The 18,134-nt window shown below is 34.5% G+C and carries 12 protein-coding genes; 1 reads left to right on the plus strand and 11 read right to left on the minus strand.

Translation table 11 applies throughout. The features are described from left to right. Positions 1 to 14: 14 nt before the first annotated feature. The 8 genes from F0000_RS20830 to prs all read right to left on the minus strand — a co-directional run bounded on the left by F0000_RS20830 (position 15) and on the right by prs (position 6,372). Positions 15 to 683 carry a Crp/Fnr family transcriptional regulator gene (locus tag F0000_RS20830; protein ID WP_149626658.1) on the minus strand — a complete coding sequence of 223 codons (669 nt, stop codon included), beginning with the start codon at positions 681 to 683 and terminating at the stop codon, positions 15 to 17. A 242-nt stretch (positions 684 to 925) separates the two neighbouring features. Next, positions 926 to 2,368, minus strand: a complete 1,443-nt coding sequence (locus F0000_RS20835) for a nicotinate phosphoribosyltransferase (protein WP_149626659.1) — start codon at positions 2,366 to 2,368, stop codon at positions 926 to 928. 102 nt (positions 2,369 to 2,470) lie between these two features. Continuing rightward, positions 2,471 to 2,866 carry a hypothetical protein gene (locus tag F0000_RS28645; protein ID WP_368668124.1) on the minus strand — a complete coding sequence of 132 codons (396 nt, stop codon included), beginning with the start codon at positions 2,864 to 2,866 and terminating at the stop codon, positions 2,471 to 2,473. Positions 2,867 to 2,896: 30 nt separating this feature from the next. Further along, complete coding sequence (locus F0000_RS28650) at positions 2,897 to 3,208, minus strand: metallophosphoesterase (RefSeq protein ID WP_368668125.1); 312 nt, start codon at positions 3,206 to 3,208, stop codon at positions 2,897 to 2,899. Between the two features lie 5 nt (positions 3,209 to 3,213). Continuing rightward, positions 3,214 to 3,990, minus strand: coding sequence for an ADP-ribosylglycohydrolase family protein (locus F0000_RS20845; RefSeq protein WP_149626660.1), 777 nt, complete (start codon positions 3,988 to 3,990; stop codon positions 3,214 to 3,216). Beyond that, positions 3,954 to 4,130: a hypothetical protein gene (locus tag F0000_RS27875; protein WP_188112205.1), complete on the minus strand. Its 177-nt coding sequence runs from the start codon at positions 4,128 to 4,130 to the stop codon at positions 3,954 to 3,956. Before F0000_RS27875 ends, F0000_RS20845 begins: the two co-directional genes overlap by 37 nt. 447 nt (positions 4,131 to 4,577) lie before the next feature. Beyond that, positions 4,578 to 5,525, minus strand: a complete 948-nt coding sequence (locus F0000_RS20855; protein WP_149626661.1) for an ADP-ribosylglycohydrolase family protein — start codon at positions 5,523 to 5,525, stop codon at positions 4,578 to 4,580. Between the two features lie 25 nt (positions 5,526 to 5,550). Further along, on the minus strand, positions 5,551 to 6,372 hold the full coding sequence (gene prs, locus F0000_RS20860) for a ribose-phosphate diphosphokinase (protein ID WP_149626662.1): 822 nt from the start codon (positions 6,370 to 6,372) through the stop codon (positions 5,551 to 5,553). Positions 6,373 to 6,597: 225 nt separating this feature from the next. Here prs and F0000_RS20865 point away from each other — a divergent pair, with 225 nt between their 5' ends. After that, positions 6,598 to 9,903, plus strand: a complete 3,306-nt coding sequence (locus tag F0000_RS20865) for a T9SS type A sorting domain-containing protein (protein WP_149626663.1) — start codon at positions 6,598 to 6,600, stop codon at positions 9,901 to 9,903. Between the two features lie 110 nt (positions 9,904 to 10,013). Here the strand turns inward: F0000_RS20865 and F0000_RS20870 are convergent, their stop codons facing one another. The 3 genes from F0000_RS20870 to F0000_RS20880 all read right to left on the minus strand — a co-directional run bounded on the left by F0000_RS20870 (position 10,014) and on the right by F0000_RS20880 (position 17,484). Next, positions 10,014 to 10,694, minus strand: coding sequence for an NUDIX domain-containing protein (locus F0000_RS20870; protein WP_149626664.1), 681 nt, complete (start codon positions 10,692 to 10,694; stop codon positions 10,014 to 10,016). A gap of 612 nt (positions 10,695 to 11,306) precedes the next feature. Beyond that, positions 11,307 to 13,574: an aconitate hydratase gene (locus F0000_RS20875; RefSeq protein ID WP_149626665.1), complete on the minus strand. Its 2,268-nt coding sequence runs from the start codon at positions 13,572 to 13,574 to the stop codon at positions 11,307 to 11,309. 325 nt (positions 13,575 to 13,899) lie between these two features. After that, on the minus strand, positions 13,900 to 17,484 hold the full coding sequence (locus F0000_RS20880; RefSeq protein WP_149626666.1) for a T9SS type A sorting domain-containing protein: 3,585 nt from the start codon (positions 17,482 to 17,484) through the stop codon (positions 13,900 to 13,902). Between the last annotated feature and the right edge of the window lie 650 nt (positions 17,485 to 18,134).

The raw sequence follows: 18,134 nt of genomic DNA on the forward strand, positions 1-18,134 counted from the left end.
TTAGCTAGCTAACATTAAGCAACACTTTTGAGCCTGATTTCTTTTCTATTAAAATCAATCTGATTAGACTCTTTCAGTTCATTCAGGATAATATTAAGCGTGGGACGAGATGTACCTATTAAATTTGCAATATCTCTCTGCGTATATGGATGTTGAATCACAGTATCTCCAGTATTGGGACAGCAATACCCAAAATCCTCTTTAAGTTCGTCCAAAAACTCTATAAGCCTCGTTTTAGTATCTTTAAAAAGCAGGAGCTGCAACCTTCTTTCTAAACGTTTGACACGCATCCCAATAAATTTATAGACTTTTAAGCTAAAAGTTTGATTATCTCTCATCAGATCATACATAGTATCAACTCCGATGGAACAAATTGAAGTAGTATTATCAACAGATTGAGCAAATTCTGTCCTTTTATCTTCTCCCAGAATAGCCTTTTCTCCAAAAAGCTCTCCCCGGGTAAGAATTGATTTTACTATTTCATTACCTTCTTCTGAATAATACCCTATTTTAACTTTACCTTTTTCTATAAGGTATATTTTATTAGCTGAATCTTGTTCTAAGTAAATATAGTCGCTCTTCTTGTAGGCATCGAAGTCGTGATCTTTTTTAAATTTTTTAAATTTGTGAGGACATAAAACCTTGAAGAGATTGGCATCCTCAAAAAACCAAATTGTACTCATGATGATCGTGTTTTTTTATGTTATTTCAAATATTAAATAATTCATAACTAATGAAATGTCGTTATTAAACGACAAAACTTACAAAAAGGTGCTGTGAATCTAATTCACTTTATGAAACCTAACATCTGTACTATAATAACAGCTTACTTAAAAATCTCCCTAGTTTTTAAATCATAAAAAATTCCTAAAAATTTACTTTTAGGAATTCTATTCAAAAAAAAAAGCTTATTCTGGACTCATTATCATAAAAGTCGTTCTCTAATGGCGGATAAACAATCATCTACAGTAAGTACACCGTCTTTAAAAACTGTCTGCAATAAACCTAATTTCTCTTCCTCAGGAGTTACCTGATCTCTAAATCTAATTTCTCCATTTTCTTCAAATAACTGAACCAAACCTTTTGCTGACTTTTTGGTTCCGTCATCTGTGATCGGATCTTTAAAGATTTCTCTTCCTTTTCCCTGTACTTCTACATAGGTAGCCTTCATTGCAAAACCAAAGGTATCTCTGGTATTATATTGATATGTAAAACTCCCAATCCCCAATACTACATTAGTGGATGCAAACCCTTTTTCCTTGAGTCCTTCACAGATCTGAGTAGCTCTGTCTATGGTGATACTATCTCCATAGATTGCTCCAATTTTTGGGTTTAGGACTTTATAGCCCTGATCATTTGTTGTCCCCCCAAATTCATCCCATAGCAATTCTATAACTCCTTTTGTCACGACTGGGTTTTTATGTGTACATCCGCATATAATATCTACAGGATCTCCAGAATCTGGTCTGATTACTAATTTACCATCTCTCGCGAGGATTTCATTCTTAAGTTTTGGTAAATATTCAGTAAGAACTTTCCATAAATCCCAGGTATCAGAAACAACAGATAAAATTCCTTCTGGATATGTTTGTAACAATCTTCTAAAAGTTCCAATCTCATCATCTTTGCTACCTGCACACATTACACTATGCTCTGTGGCATTAACACTACCAATTACTAATTCTCTGATCACATCAGCATTATAATAGCTTTCTAATGCTTTTGCAACAGGTAATGTATCACTTCCCGAAAACGAGAGCGCGTGTCCCATTCCACTCAATACAGCTGACTCTGTACCAGACATTCCTCTCATAGAAAAATCATGTCCCTGCCAGCTAACAAATTCTACATGCTGTTTATCCGTTTCTAATGCATAACTACTTAAAATCTTGTGATATTGTTTGGCGATAGTGGCAGATGTACATGGTTGCCAAATAACACTAGACAGAAGAGTTTCTAAATAATTTGTAAGCCAAAAGAACTCCGGTTTTGTATTAACCAATATAAACATAGGAACTCTTACAGGGACTTCTGTTCCTTCTGGTAAGGCTTTTATTTGTATAGGTAAATATCCTAAATCATGCAATGCCTCTATATGAGATATGTCATAATCAATCCCGAGATAATGATCAACATACTTCTTGTATTCTATAATAACTTGTTCTTTTGGTTGACCAAAAAAATCTTCATTAAAACGTTTTATAATGTATTCTTTGATAAAGTACTGTAGTCCAAAAAATATTACTTTATCAATACCATCGATCCTACTTTTTCTAGGAGTCCAATTGGAATACACCAAAGTGGTACCTTCCGGATATTGTTCTCTGTGACCTAGTTTGTAACCATCTGTTAATAAAAGTGGATTCATAAATTTATAATTTTGCGTTAATTATACGCAAATATAAATTATTTTTTTCAATCCTCCAATTTTTTTGCTAATATCAAGGTATCAAATTTTCTAAAAACAATCCTAATTTCTACCTTTTTCTTCTGGATAAAGACTTGGTAAAGAATCACTTTTCCAAAATTCTTTTGTATCTATGTCCAGTATAGTTAACTTTCCTTTGAACCCAGCTCCTGTATCTACATCCCATAGATTATAAGCTTTTATAGGAATACCTATTTTGTAATTAGTCGTTGGCGTATGTCCGATATATATTTCTCGGTAATGATTTAATCTTTGCGGTGTGGTAAGGATATCACTTAATGTTTTTGCAGCTACTTTATCTACTAATAGGGCTGCTTCCCATAATGTTCGATCCCAATAATAATTTGATTCATATTCTTCTTTACCAACTCCGTGCATAGAGGTAAATCCGGCGTGTACAAAAAGTCTTTTCTTATGATCTACATAATAATTTTGCATCGTTTCCAAAAAGATTTTTTATGAGAGGAATTAGTCAAATACCCCCGATTGTATGTAACTTTGTATTGTTTCTTTTCCACCATGAGCCAGCCAAATCGGGTTTGTTACACCATTAGCCAACCATAATCCGCACCATAGATCGCGGTTCCCTCTAATAAACACACATTCATTGGATGCTGACAATTCTATTAGTTTTTGAATCGTCTGTGCAGATTCACTCCAGCCATCTGTATAATCTTCTAAAAAGATCAAAGTTTCCTCTGATGCAACTTTTGCTCTTTCTAAAACCTGTATTAGTGCTTTGTATCCACCATGTATATCTCCTAGTACTAGTGTTCTCATTTTGGTTATATTTTATGAGCCAATAATTCTACAATTCCTGAAAACCATTCATATTCAGGTAGTTTTTGGAGTTTTTCCAAGAATAAAACCGGAACTTTTGTTATTCCTAAATGGGCGCCACAAATCTGCCCTGTTATGGAGCAATTAGTATCAGTATCTCGTCCACTCTCTATTATTTCATCAAAAATATGACCAATCGGGATTGTCTTAATCTTACTAGCTGAAAAAATACAAAAAGGTACAGAATTCACTACATAGCCATCATTCCCATACATGACAGCCACTTGTTGAATAGAAATTTGACTATCCGCAACGCTTAATTCCATCACTCTATCTCTAACTCTAGAATCTGGTAATTCATTTGCGACCAATTGAAGAAGGTCGTGGCTATCTTTCCATATTTTAGATTTTATGATTCGAATGGAAACAAGTACTGCCAGAGCTCCAATATAAGCTTCAACATTTTTATGCGTTATCGAGCATATTTCTTCTATTCGCTCTCTGGGAATATTTTCAAAAAATGCTATAGGTGCGATTCTCATAGCAGCACCATTACCAGCAGCATACTCTCCTCTTCTTCCTGATTGACTCCAGTCTACTCCCAGTTGAAGTTCTCTAAATGCTTTTAAGGTTGAAGCACCTATTCCTCTAATAGTACCTTTAGCAAAATAAGAAACAAAATAATCTGATAAAACTTTTGGATCCAGATCAGGGTCTTTCAATAATGCTTCACAAGTCGCTATAATTAACTGATTATCATCAATGATATTCCATTCGGGGATTTTCTTTTCGGGTTTACCAAAAGGATAAAAAGTTTTGGTTTCTGAAGTTTTTTTGAAATATTCTCAAACCCACTCCCTATAGCATCACCAATAATGCCTAAAAACAGTGAACCAAGAAATCTTTCTTTTTTTGTAATCATTTTAATTTGATTTATAGAACTCATCTTGAGATAATGTTTTGACCTACAAAATTTATATTTTGCAGGCTAATTTTGTTGGTTTTTTTAACTCTAGCTATGGCTATGCTGAAAAAAATGCCTCATTATAGTACGAAAGACAAACTTTTCGGTTGAAAACCATTAACACAAGATGAATTCATACATAATATCTGTTCTTAAAACATATTTTACTCCCGATATAATTTGTTTTCCTTCGTGTCTTAATGGATGATGAAATAACAAAGCATCTCCAGGTTTATTAGGCGTGCGACCCCAAAAGCATAGATGTTTTTAGACTCTTTCCTTTATTGAATTCTTCTTGCAAGTGTTTGTATTGTGTATTTCATCATTTCTTTTATTCATCAATTATCGTTCTCGATACATTTTGTATTCATTCTATTATTACAAAGCTCTCGAACAGATATAGGATTAAAGTAAACTTTTATTAAATCGTTCTATTAAACCTTCTATATCATCAAACCGAGCCAGCTGAAACTTCCATGTCTCAGGAATACTTTCATATCCATAATACAATCCTGATAATCCTCCTGTTATAGCAGCTGTAGTATCAGTATCTTCTCCAAGATTAATTGCTTTCAACACAGATTCTTCATAAGATGTTGATGTAAGTAAACACCAAAAAGCAGCTTCTAATGATTTTAACACGTATCCGGAACCCTGGATATCAAACCGGTTTTGTTTAGAAATATCTTCTTCCAAAATTCTAGAGAACAATGTTATTTCTTTAGGATTAAAATCATTTTGAATTGCAAAATCTAATATTGGTCTTTTAATAACCTCAAAGGCTTCAAACTTATCTCTATTTTGCAGTAACAATAATGCGTATTCTACATATATAAAACATGAAAAAACAGATCTCAGATGACCATGGGTTATTGAAGACACTTTTTTTATGATATCATACCTTATATTAATATCACTTTCGTCTTTTAGGTAATATACAAGTGGTAAAATGCGCATCAGAGAACCATTACCATTAGAATATTCATCTAGTCCCCCACATAAATCAGGTGTCATTCCTCTCTTAAATTGATATAGCGCATCCTTTGTAGTAATACCAATATCAAAAACAAGCCCTCTCGGAGTCCATAAATTTTCATAAAACCAAGCGCAAAACTTTGATGCTATATCAAAAAGGTCATAACCTTTGCATAAACTTTCCATTAAACAGAAAGTCAGTGAACTATCATCAGACCAAGTCCCTTCTGGTTGATTATGAGTTCCATAACCAATCATATCCTTTGCAGGTTTTTTATCCATCTGATCTCTATCCAGAAACTCATATGGAACGCCTAATGCATCTCCAACTGCTACACCAAGAATTCCTCCTCTAATATTTTCTAACAACGTTTTCATTTTAATTTCTTCTTTACTTTACTAATCAAATCACCGAAAACTGAACAACCTTCCCCTCTTCTATATCTCTAAAAGAATCCGTAGTAAAAATGGTATCAAAAGATTCGGTCAATTCCTCAAATCCTTTACTAAAGATTCCATGACTGACCACCAAACTTAATTTTCCTGCATTTTTTTCTTTTAATGCAGTCGCCAACCCTAAAAAAGTTCCTCCACCATCACAAATATCATCTACAATGACACAGTGCTTAGCTGCCAAATCTTCTTCATACACCCTGAAACCGGATAACTGACCTGTTTTCACATTTCTTCTTTTGGAGCATTCTACTACTGCTATTCCTCCGAGATATTCTGATACTTTGTAAATCTTTTTTAAAGCTCCTCCATCTGGTGATATCAATAACACTTCTTCTCCTATTGTCGCTAAACATTGCTTTACATATTCATAATTCTGGATTACTTCTACATTATTCAATAATGCCGGCGTTACCTCAGAGTGAGGATCAAAAACTAACACTTTATTATAGTTCTGAGCATTTATAATATCTGCATATACTTTAACACTTAATGATTCTCCAGAAACCATCACCCTATCTTGCCTTGCAGCAGGAAAATAAGGGATTAATACAGTAATCTGTTTTACATCCATCCTCCGTAACGCATCAGTAGCTACCAATAACAATCCTACATCATTAAAAGAATTTAATCGATGCGTAATAGTTACTTCTTCTCCAATATGCTCTTCAGTAATTTTAATATGGGGTTCTCCTCCATTAAATACAAAAGACATAAATGCAAGTGATTCGCCAAAAGGTGTAAAGGATGGATCTAAATGTAAATACCTCATAATTGTGTTGTTTTTACGCAAATTTAAAACAGAAAAATCTTACAACAAAATATTTTGCGTAAAAAATACATTAAAATATTATTTGTTCTATAAAACTCTTTCATCAAACAACCAATAAAACCTTATGATACTTTTCAAACCACCCGATGTTTACCTTTTACCTAAAAGTCTCACTAAAGCATGTATCAATCATTTTCTTAACAAACCTTTTATCCATAAAAAATTATGAAAAATTTGAGTTCACTTTTTACGAGTTTTGGTCATACAATGTCACTAACTGCAGTATTGGCTTTATTTTTTGGGACATTAGTATATGCACAACCATCAACTTTTAAGCATATAGCTACTTCTACAAATACTTCGGGACATGTCACAACTATAGACAATCCAAGAACGAATAACAGACCTAATGCCATATTATTTGTAACACACGATTACGGATCAGGCCCATACAACATTGCTCCTGTTGGCGTGTATTATTATGGTGGAAAATGGAGAATTTTTAATCAGAACAGGGCTACCATTGATACCAATACTACATTTAATGTACTTACACAAACACCAGCAGATACGCGTGTATTTATTCATAGCTCGACAAGCGCTAACACTAACAATCATATCACTACGATAGATCATCCAGCTACAAATAATAAGCCCTCTGCCAAAATTGTACTTACCCAATTTTGGACTTCTACCTACAATCCACATAGTGTTGGGGTATATTATTATGCCGGAAAATGGAGAATTTTTAATCAAGATCTCAATGCCATGCCTGTGGGCGCAAAATTCAATATTATTGTAGATCACACAAAGTCTTTTATACATACCGCTGCATCTAATTCGACCAGCCATATTACTACCCTTAATGATTTTGATACCAATAACAGGCCAGGCTCTTTTGTTTTTGCCACTAATAACTGGGGAACCAACGGTCCATATAATCCTCATGAGGTAGGTGTTTGGTATAATGGAGGGCGATGGAAACTCTATAATGAAGATCTGACCACCATTCCCTCTAATGCAAAATTTAATATCATTGCTTTTGATTTATCAGCTCCTAATATAAGTGGTTATTATACCTGCGATGATGGCGGTCATTATTATATTCGACAAACCGGACAGGATGTCTATTGGTTTGGTGAACATCCCAGTGGTGGTTGGGCAAATGTTTTTAAAGGAAGTATTAACGGATATCAAATTACGGGACAATTTTACGATGTCCCAAAAGGGAGAATTCAAGGTACAGGTACCCTCAGCTTAGCTATAAACCCTACAGGAACTTCTTTATCAAAAACTGGTGGTAGTGGTTTTGGAGGGTCTTTATGGTCCAAAACTACTCGCCCCACTAGTCTCCCCGGAACCAGACCAGCCGGTTTTCATACTATTAACAATCAAAATATTCTGAACGGCAAATGGAGAGGAAACGACAATGGTTCTTATTACATCCGGCAAATTGGAAATACCGTAGTCTGGTTTGGTGAACGTAATTATAGCTCAGGAATACCCGGATGGGCAAATGTCGCCGTAGGTACCAGAACGGGAAATACAATACAACTCAACTGGAGTGATATCCCTAAAGGAAACGCTGGTGGTCGTGGGACGCTCACCCTCTTTGTACGGAATAAAAATGAAATTACCCGAAGTGCGGTTACCGGTGGTTTTGGAGGTTCTAATTGGAAACGTGGAGCAGAAGAACTCCCATCTTCCATAGCAAGCCAGTTTGGTTATGGTACTATGACAGTCAATGGAAAACAAGCCAGAGGCAGCCGACCATTATTAGTCATTCGTAATCAATATAGTGATATGAGGTTTCATAACCCGCACACTACATCATATTATGACACCATGTTTTTTGGTACTGGTATGGGAAGTGGCAATCCATCAGTCCGAGAATATTTTAAAGAAAATTCCTTTAATAATTTTACGTTTCATAAAGCTGATATTGTTACCGTTACTATGGAAGATAATCCCAGAACTGCTATCAATGAATCTTTACTCAATTGTTCTGGCCGAAGAATGTTTAATGGGAATTCTCTTTGCCCAGGTGTTACAGGAAGGTGGGAGGACGATATTCCAAAAATCATTGAATTAGCCTCTTCAAGAGCAAGATTTGATTTCAGTCGTTATGATACCAATGGTGATAAAATTATTACGGCAGATGAGCTACAGATTGTAATAATGGGAGCAGACATTCCCATTTCGGGAACAACAGCAACACATCCTGCTTCTTTTGCGGATAGTGGAGCCAATCGATGGTCTGGTAATGCTAATTTTAGAGGTGGATATTCATATAGAGGAAGTGTCGCAGTATGTGGAGAAGGCACCGGATTTGCAACATTAGTTCATGAAATTTCTCATTCTTTAGGAACTATTGATTTATACGGAGCTCGTTTCAGACTCAATCAATCTTCAACTATTATGAGTGGTACTATTACATCCAGAGAGGATGATACCTGGTCTATAAATATGGATTCCTATCACAAAATGCGACTAGGATGGGTTGAACCCAGGATATATCAAATTACCGATGGAGGAGGTAGTATGGTTGTAAATGCAAATACATTGGCCGGAAACGCGCTTACAGATGCCAAAAGACCTGTCATTCTTTATGATCCTTCAAAAGGTACTAATGAATACTTTATGCTAGAAGCGCGTCAACAAGCAAGCTCTCCTACCTGGGGGTTTGACAATCAGGTCTCTGGTAGTGGAATAAAAGTATGGAGAGTAAAAACAAAATCAAACCATCTTCCCAAAGATAATCGCATCATTCTAAGAGGAAACAATGGAAGAATAGAAAGTAGACGGTCTGGAGATGATATAGCAGTTACAAATGCCAGTGGTACACTTTGGGAGATTCATAATGGGCAAAATGACAGTAGAAACACTACACTAAGAGGAGATGATACGGAAGGGCACGATTTTCAATTATACACAATTAGCCCTGATACTCCTTTACCCGGACGAGGACGATCCTGGTTACAAACTGATGGCAACAATACCCGAATGATATGGTCTAATGGAAATAACTCACGGTTAAAATTATCATCTTATGATAGTTCAAGCGCTCCCGGTTTTCATATTGTAGATTGGTTACTGGATACATCTATTTCAACACGCTCTTCTATAGAGTCCATAGTAGCAAAAACTCTTGATAGAGAAAAAATAGATATTCCACAATTTAAAGGCGCCTGTGCTATTGATTACAAAAAACAAGAGAATATGATGCCTGGAGCACAATCTTCACAAATAGATTTTGAATCAATCGCAAAAAAAAACAATCAGTTACTATCTAATTCACCGAATCCTTTCCGGGATCAAACAGTATTCTCAATACAACTAGCTCCCGGATTTATCTCTGGCAGCATACAGGTTACGGATATTACCGGAAAAACCATAGAAAAAATTCAGCTGAAAAAAGATCAAAAACAAGTTAATTTCCAAAAAGGAACATTAAACGCAGGTATCTACTTTTATTCGTTAATTGTAAATGAAAAAATAATTAAAACCAATAAAATGATCATTGCAAACTAATTTTTTATTCAAAAACATACAAAATGCTGAATTCCACGTTTTAGAATTCAGCATTTATTTTTATCCGCAAGTATTTTTCTAAGGAACGGATCAAAGTGTATTGATTACAATTATTTTATATCAAAAAGAAAGCCTTCTTTTTTAAGTTTAAAATATTGTTCCTGATTAAATTTAAAAAGGTTTGCCGGTCTTCCTCGCCCATTAGAAACTTTTTCTTTCAGTTCTTCTAAAATCTCAAAACTTAAAATCTTCTTTCTAAAATTTCTACGATCAATTTGTTTGTCCAGAATTGTCATATAGAGTTTTTCAAGATCAGAAAACAAAAACTTATCTGCTAGCAAATCAAAACCTATTGGTTCATAAATGAGTTTATTACGTAATCTTTTCTTAGCCATATCCAGAATTATTGTATGATCAAATGCTAACTTCGGGAGCTCATTGATAGCAAACCAAGCTACATCATTAGCATCTGTATCAGCTTTGATATTGTGGTGTTCTGGTTTCACCAGACAAAAGTAGGTGACACTCACTACCCGATTTCTAGGGTCTCTTTCTGGACTACCAAAAGAGTATAACTGCTCTAAATAATCTACAGTAACATTAGTTTCTTCTTTTAATTCTCTTTCTACAGCATTTTCAAGACTTTCATCATTAAGCACTAATCCTCCGGGTAATGCCCAAGAATCTTTAAATGGTTCTATATCTCTTTTGATTAAAAGCACATTAAGTCTTCTATCTTTATATCCGAAAACCACTGCATCTACTGCTACTCTTATATTTTGGCGTATCATATACGCAAATTTACAAATCTTACTGTACATTTTTTAAAAAAATAAGCATTTTACAAACGAATTAGAATTTAGTATTGAGAAAGCAAAAACCTCTGTACAGTCAACTAGAAAGTGCGCTTCTATTCTGAAAGTGATTGCTAAAGAAATGCTAATTTATACTCCTTTTTTGACTTAAAACTCTTCATTAAAATTTGCCCGCTTTCGTTAACACTTCAAAATAAAAAAGTTGCGGAAATAACGATTATAAATATATGTAACTCACATAACACAATGAAGGGAAAAAACAGTATTTTTACTACAATGCTCATATCCTGAGAGCTATGTCACGTTCAGGCTTATTACACTAAAACAAATGAAAAACACACTTTCTAATTTAGGCAAAGTCCTATCAAAATCTGATCAACTACAAATTAATGGTGGAAGTCAATGCTCCGCCTACAATGGGCCTATAATAGTTACTTGTCGTCAATATGAACAACTTCCTCCTCAATTTCAGCACTGCGTATTGGTGAGTGTAGATTGTTTTCCTCAATAATGTAAACTCATTTAAAGAAAAAACTCTCAAAAGTTATATTTTGAGAGTTTTATATATTTGATGCTTTTTTATACTATTTAAACATTCTCCTTTTTAATCAAGTTTAAAGCAGATCCTTCATTATACCAGTCAATCTGGGATTGATTATAGGTGTGATTCACTTCAATCACATCTTTTGATCCGTTTGCGTGAACAAATTCTATATTAAGTGTCTTTCCGGGTGTAAACGCCTCTAAATCTAAGAAATTAATGGTGTCATCTTCCTGAATTTTATCATAATCTGCCTCATTTACAAAAGTCAACCCTAACATACCTTGTTTCTTAAGATTTGTTTCATGGATACGTGCAAATGATTTTACAATTACAGCAACCACTCCCAAATGTCTTGGCTCCATCGCTGCGTGCTCACGAGAAGAACCTTCGCCATAATTATGATCACCAACTACTATTGTTTTAACTCCAGCAGCTTTATAAGCTCTTGCGGCATCCGGAACACCTTCAAAATCACCTGTCAACTGATTTTTAACAAAATTTGTTTTCTTACCAAAAGCATTCACGGCACCGATCAGACAATTATTAGAAATATTATCCAAATGTCCCCTGAAACGTAACCACGGTCCTGCCATAGAAATATGATCTGTAGTACATTTCCCAAAAGCTTTGATCAGTAATTTTGCTCCTTTTATTTCATTTCCGATAGGCTCAAAAGGTGTAAGTAATTGTAATCTTTCTGAAGTCGGACTTACTTTTACCTCTACACCAGAACCATCTTCTTGTGGTGCCAGATATCCTGCGTCTTCTACTTCAAACCCTTTTGGTGGTAATTCCCATCCTGTAGGTTCATCAAACATTACTTCTTCTCCGTCTTCATTAATTAACTTATCTGTTAACGGATTAAAATCTAAACGTCCTGCCACAGCAATTGCCGCGGTTAATTCTGGAGAAGCTACAAAAGCATGGGTATTAGGATTCCCATCGGCACGCTTAGCAAAATTTCTATTAAAAGAATGAACTATACTATTTTTTGGTGCATTTTTGGGATCGCTATATCTTGCCCATTGCCCAATACACGGTCCACAGGCATTTGTAAATATTTTTGCATCTAATCGCTCGAATATTCCTAATATCCCGTCTCTATCTGCTGTATATCTTACTTGTTCAGAACCAGGATTTATGCCTAATTCTGATTTCATCTTCAACCCCTTATCCAATGCTTGTTGCGCAATAGAAGAGGCTCGAGAAAGGTCCTCGTAAGAAGAATTAGTACAAGAACCGATTAGTCCCCACTCTACAGCAAGAGGCCAATCGTTTGTTTTTGCTTTTTTATTCATATCTGCCCCAACAGCAGTAGACAGGTCGGGAGTGAATGGGCCGTTTAATAAAGGCCCCAGTTCAGATAAATTAATCTCTATTACTTGATCAAAATATTCTTGAGGGTTTGCATACACCTCTGGATCTGCTGTTAAGTGTTCTTTTACTTTGTTTGCAGCATCTGCCACCTCTGCTCTCTCGGTAGCACGTAAATACCGTTCCATAGATTCATCATACCCAAATGTAGAGGTTGTAGCACCAATTTCTGCTCCCATATTACAGATGGTTCCTTTTCCTGTACAGGACATAGAAGTTGCTCCAGGCCCAAAATATTCTACAATAGCTCCTGTCCCACCTTTTACCGTAAGAATTTCAGCTACTTTTAAAATCACATCTTTTGGCGCAGTCCATCCTGACAGCTTCCCTGTTAATTTCACACCGATTAGTTTAGGAAATTTTAGCTCCCAAGCCATCCCTGCCATTACATCTACCGCATCTGCTCCTCCGACTCCGATAGCAACCATACCCAGACCACCAGCATTTACTGTATGAGAATCTGTACCAATCATCATTCCTCCGGGAAAAGCATAATTCTCTAATACTACCTGATGAATAATACCAGCTCCTGGTTTCCAGAATCCAATTCCATATTTATCAGAAACAGATTCTAAAAAATTAAATACCTCACTACTCGTATCATTAGCATTTTTTAAATCTGTTGCCGCACCTTCTTTTGCTTGTATCAAGTGATCACAATGTACTGTTGTAGGAACAGCTACCTTGTTTTTTCCTGCTTGCATAAACTGCAATAATGCCATCTGCGCTGTTGCATCCTGACAAGCTATACGATCTGGCGCGAAATCAACATAATCTTTTCCACGCACGAATGCTTTTTTTGTTTTTACATCCCAAAGATGTGAGTACAAAATTTTCTCTGCCAGAGTCAAAGGTTTACCAGTAACTTCTCTCGCAGAATTAATGCGATCAGCTACTTGACTATATACCTTTTTTATCATCTCGATATCGAATGCCATAAGACTTATATATTTCCGTTATTTTTAAAGAATTCTAAGATACAAAATCTAGAATGACTATGAAAAGGGTTTAAAGAATATAGAATGATTATAAAAAAGAAACACTGAATACTATTTACTTGCTAGATTTACTGTAAAAAACAACTGGTATCAATAAAAAGCCTGCTTTCTATTCGAGTATTTTTTAGACCAGCAATAATAATACAACTGTTCGGCAAAGCGAGTAATGCATAGTACCGAACAGTTATATTTAACCTTATATCAATATAAATAATTTATAGTAGCTCTTAATTTTATCCTAATTTAGAAAACCTGATATATTTAGCTATTTCAATTTAAGGACTTTTTTAGTGAGTAGAATCTTATTTCCAGCATGTATATCTATCACTTTGAGCATATAAAAACCATTTTGCATGGCACTCATATCAACAGATGTCTGTCCCTTTCTTATTATTATTTCTTTTTGTAAAGCTCCTAACATATTAAATATTCGAATCGTTTTATTTTCGAGTTCTCCTGAAAAATTCAATGTATTTAATACAGGATTTGGAAACATCATAATATCATCCTCATTGTCTATATTATCTCTACTAGAAGTATACGTAATCACCAATTCAGGCTTCGCAACCTTCGAATTCTCTTTTGAAGCAAAAGAAAAATCATTTCCTGAAAGTGCATTGAGTATTAATGATAATTTATCTCCATTAATTTCTGCAGTTTTTAACGGAATAGTTTTCACGCTTCCAATTGGAAAATTAATATTTAAATTTCCTAATTGAGGACCTCTAATTGGTTTATTAGAATTTGATATATTATTCTCTGTCCATCTATTATCATTTCCTTTATTAATAATAAGATTACCATTACCTGCATCGGCATAGACCGTAAATCGTAATTCTGCTTTTGTAATAGTCCCTTTTATAGAAGAAATATCAAACATTAGGTATACTGTCCTTTTATTTGCTTCTATACGTAATATATCAGTATTAAATCTTTTATTCCCTTGTAAATATGCATCCTGTATCGGTGACAATGTTGCTGTATTCTCAACAGATTCTGTCACAATATCAAAAGTCTTCTTTTTTCTCAGCACAGCCGAATTAAAATTACCTCCTACAGGTCTGATACTTGTTGTAATTATATAATTTTTTGCAATTTCTGGTATGGATGGTAAACTAAGGTGGGTAATAACTGAACCAGATCCAGCCTCAACAATCTGTTTTGTATTTGTAACATATCTACCATCTGGAGTATTTAATACTATAGAGATTTGTCGTCTCTGCGAAACGTTATAATCTACTTGTACATCAATACGTTTTGATGGAAATATTTTTGATGGAAAATTATTAAATTTTAAAGTTTCTTTTGTATTTCCATTTTTCAAAATTCCTTTATACCATCCACTTCCCCATCCGGCACACCAAAATACATTTTCATCCATATTATCTGGACGTATATCCGTAATCGCATTGGCATGAGCTAAATTTTTATTTACTTTTATCCAGGTTTGACCACCGTTTCTTGACAGATATGCCCCTGGATTTGGTCTTTTTGTATTTCTAGGAGCACTTGCAATAATAATATCAGGATTAATTGGAGAAGTTTCTGTTTGCCATACATATGGAAGGTCGAATATTTTTTCCCAACTAGCTCCATTGTTCTTACTTCTCCAGATCCCTCCCTCTGTGTCCTTACCAGATTTAGAGCCACAAGAAATATACAAATGATTAGTTGCTTTATTTATATGTATATTATTAACAGACTTAATAGAAGAAGGAATAGTAACTTTTTTCCAGGAACCTGCTTTATTCGTTGTTTTATACAGCCCTCCTCTTACGTTTCCACTTTGGTTCATTGCCGCATAGATCACATTACTATTTTTAGGATCCATAGCCAACCTTCTTACACTTCCTCCAGAGGGTAATCCGGCATTCATGATTTTCCAATTAAAACCACCATCTATACTTTTATAGACTCCAAATTTATTAAAGCCTGGAGCAACAACACTTCCATTGACTTCCTGTAGTGCTTTTTTGATCACACAGAAATAAATAATCTTGGGTTGCTCTGGATCTATAAGTATAGAATATGGAAAAATCCTATGATTAGATAGATTAGTGTCTGGATAATCAATAGGTGTTGAAATGTTTTCCCAGGTTCTACCACCATCAGTAGATCTTCTAAAATTATCTCTATTATCTTGTCTAAACTGGAGTGTATACAAAATATCAGGATTCTTAGGATGCACTGCAACAAAAGCTGTAGAAGTAGCCGCTTTTGGATTATTTACCTGTCCTTCTATTTGTGTTACAGCCTGTACATTTGGATTAGAATTATTTCCAGAAGGAGCTGACTTCCACAAACCGTGTTCTCCACTACAAAAAAGCTTTCTTCCCGAAACACCTGTTTCTAACAACATATATCTTCCTGGCAGATTACTATCTCCTTTACCTATCCAATTTTTACTACCAGAAGCCGTTTCAATATCATCTATCTGTTTCCAGGTTTTACCACCATCTTTAGATTTCAATACTTGTTGTTCAATACTTGTAAACACTTCTCCTTCTGAATTAATATCTAAAGCTCTACACCCTGAATATCCCGCAGCCGTTTCCATTTCATGCTGTAAGTGAGCAAAACTTGTATTCATACCTACTGGCTTATTTCTACTTGTCCAATAGTTTTTATCCTGGTTAGTTTTCCAATATTTCCCATATCTGGCAGTTGGAAACCAGGTAGTACCTCCATTTTCTGTTTTCCATATTTCTGCTGGTCCAAAAGAAAAGTCATGCTTGGTATTATGGGAGATGTAAATCTCTTTTGGATTTTTTGGATTTACCCGAATTCTATGAAATGTCTGTAATGTTTTAGATGGAAATTTACCTACCTGAGATTTGGGTATCCCTAACCAATGAGATACTGCTCTTTTATATTTGCTTCTTGTCGTCCAATGAGTTACCTTGGTTAAATCTAATCCAAGATCCCCTGTTATTGATGTCCAATTTTTACCGCTATTAGTACTTTTAAAAATTCCTCCTTTTGATACGGTAGTATTTCCTTGCTTTATGTATTTTGTCTGTTCTACCAGATAAAGGATGAATTTATTTTGAGTCTTATCAAAATAAGAAGTCATATCCTTTGGTAAATTATTTGGTAATCCTGCTTTGCTCGGAACCCAGGTTTCTCCTTTATCAATACTTCTATATACTCCTGTATTTCCTGCCAAGATTATATTATTAGAATTTCTGGGGTCTACAATTATTTTTGCAACATTTAAGTTATTAGGCAATCCTTTATTAATTTTTTTCCAAGTACTTCCTTTATTCGTACTTTTATAGATATGCCCCGTAGCAGAATTACGTCTAAGAATTCCTTCGGGTTTGGCTGCTGTCCTATGGTTTGTTTTTACATCCCAAAAAGATCCTGCTCCAATATACCAATTATTATCGTTGGAAGGATCTACAGCAATTTCAGAATGAATTTTACCTAATGAAAAACTAGTTTTTACCCAACTTCTTCCTTTGTTAGTTGTTTTAAAAAGCCCTCCTAACTCATCGATTGCAAATCCTAAATTAGGGTCTTGTCTGGAAAACTCAATGTCATATGTTCTTCCCATGTCACTCCCTAATCCATCATAATCCTTTATTGTTTGCCATGATTCACCCCTATCAAAAGAACCATATACATTAAACATATCAGGACTCATATGCATAACATTGGGATCTGTTGGGTGACACCAAAAGAATTCAATATAGCCAGACATACCTGGACCGAACTGCACCCAGTTTAATGAATTATCTGATGTTACTTTTGAAGCTTTTAGTTTATCAAAATACTTAGTGTCTAATTGTGCATTTGACGAGTAATAAATTAATAAAAATAGTGTTAAAATTCTTAAAAAATGTTTCATTATAGTTGATTTGGATATAAATATTCAGCTTTTAGACAGAGGGGAGAAAAACCTATAATTTCCCTCATTTAATAGTAAGTTAAATCTTATTATAAAATTAAGTTACTTTGATTATTAACCCGCTATCTTACTAGAATTCGTTAGGTTTAAACTAGAATTCGACGATAACACCATTTCCTATATAAAATTCGCAGAATAAAATTATTTCTTTTGATCTCTTGTTTCAGAGTTTCATATAGACCGGGATGACTTATATATGGAAAGCCATAAAATGACTTTAGAATTAATACGAATTATTTGATTACTACAGTAAAAAATAAAAACTAATCAAAACCTAAACTTTTAAAATTTTGTATTAGAAGTGGTTTAAACTTTTTTTCAATTCGCTATAAAAATGTCCTTTTTCACTCAATTTTGGTCTTTTCTTACATCGTAGCGCTGCTATGAAGTGCAAAAAACACTACTATTGAGTGAAAAATCACTATTGTTCGCTAGAATCAAAAAAGTTTAGCTACCTCTTATTATACGGTTTACGGTTTTTTATTTGGCATAAAAAGCATCTAAGTAATGTTTATTTCCGACAATAGATTTTATTGTTTTCTGGCTCATATTTTCGACAAACTTTTTTAACCAATCTTTTAGTTCTTGTA

It is taken from the genome of Aquimarina sp. RZ0 (assembly GCF_008370685.1).
Taxonomy (GTDB): Bacteria; Bacteroidota; Bacteroidia; order Flavobacteriales; family Flavobacteriaceae; genus Aquimarina.

Excerpts from the sequence above, each read along its gene's own strand:
- F0000_RS20830 (WP_149626658.1), bottom strand. The coding sequence starts at position 683 with ATGAGTACAATTTGGTTTTTTGAGGATGCCAATCTCTTCAAGGTTTTA.
- F0000_RS20835 (WP_149626659.1), bottom strand. The coding sequence starts at position 2,368 with ATGAATCCACTTTTATTAACAGATGGTTACAAACTAGGTCACAGAGAA.
- F0000_RS28645 (WP_368668124.1), bottom strand. The coding sequence starts at position 2,866 with ATGCAAAATTATTATGTAGATCATAAGAAAAGACTTTTTGTACACGCC.
- F0000_RS28650 (WP_368668125.1), bottom strand. The coding sequence starts at position 3,208 with ATGAGAACACTAGTACTAGGAGATATACATGGTGGATACAAAGCACTA.
- F0000_RS27875 (WP_188112205.1), bottom strand. The coding sequence starts at position 4,130 with ATGATTACAAAAAAAGAAAGATTTCTTGGTTCACTGTTTTTAGGCATT.
- F0000_RS20855 (WP_149626661.1), bottom strand. The coding sequence starts at position 5,525 with ATGAAAACGTTGTTAGAAAATATTAGAGGAGGAATTCTTGGTGTAGCA.
- prs (WP_149626662.1), bottom strand. The coding sequence starts at position 6,372 with ATGAGGTATTTACATTTAGATCCATCCTTTACACCTTTTGGCGAATCA.
- F0000_RS20865 (WP_149626663.1), top strand. The coding sequence starts at position 6,598 with ATGAAAAATTTGAGTTCACTTTTTACGAGTTTTGGTCATACAATGTCA.
- F0000_RS20870 (WP_149626664.1), bottom strand. The coding sequence starts at position 10,694 with ATGATACGCCAAAATATAAGAGTAGCAGTAGATGCAGTGGTTTTCGGA.
- F0000_RS20875 (WP_149626665.1), bottom strand. The coding sequence starts at position 13,574 with ATGGCATTCGATATCGAGATGATAAAAAAGGTATATAGTCAAGTAGCT.
- F0000_RS20880 (WP_149626666.1), bottom strand. The coding sequence starts at position 17,484 with ATGAAACATTTTTTAAGAATTTTAACACTATTTTTATTAATTTATTAC.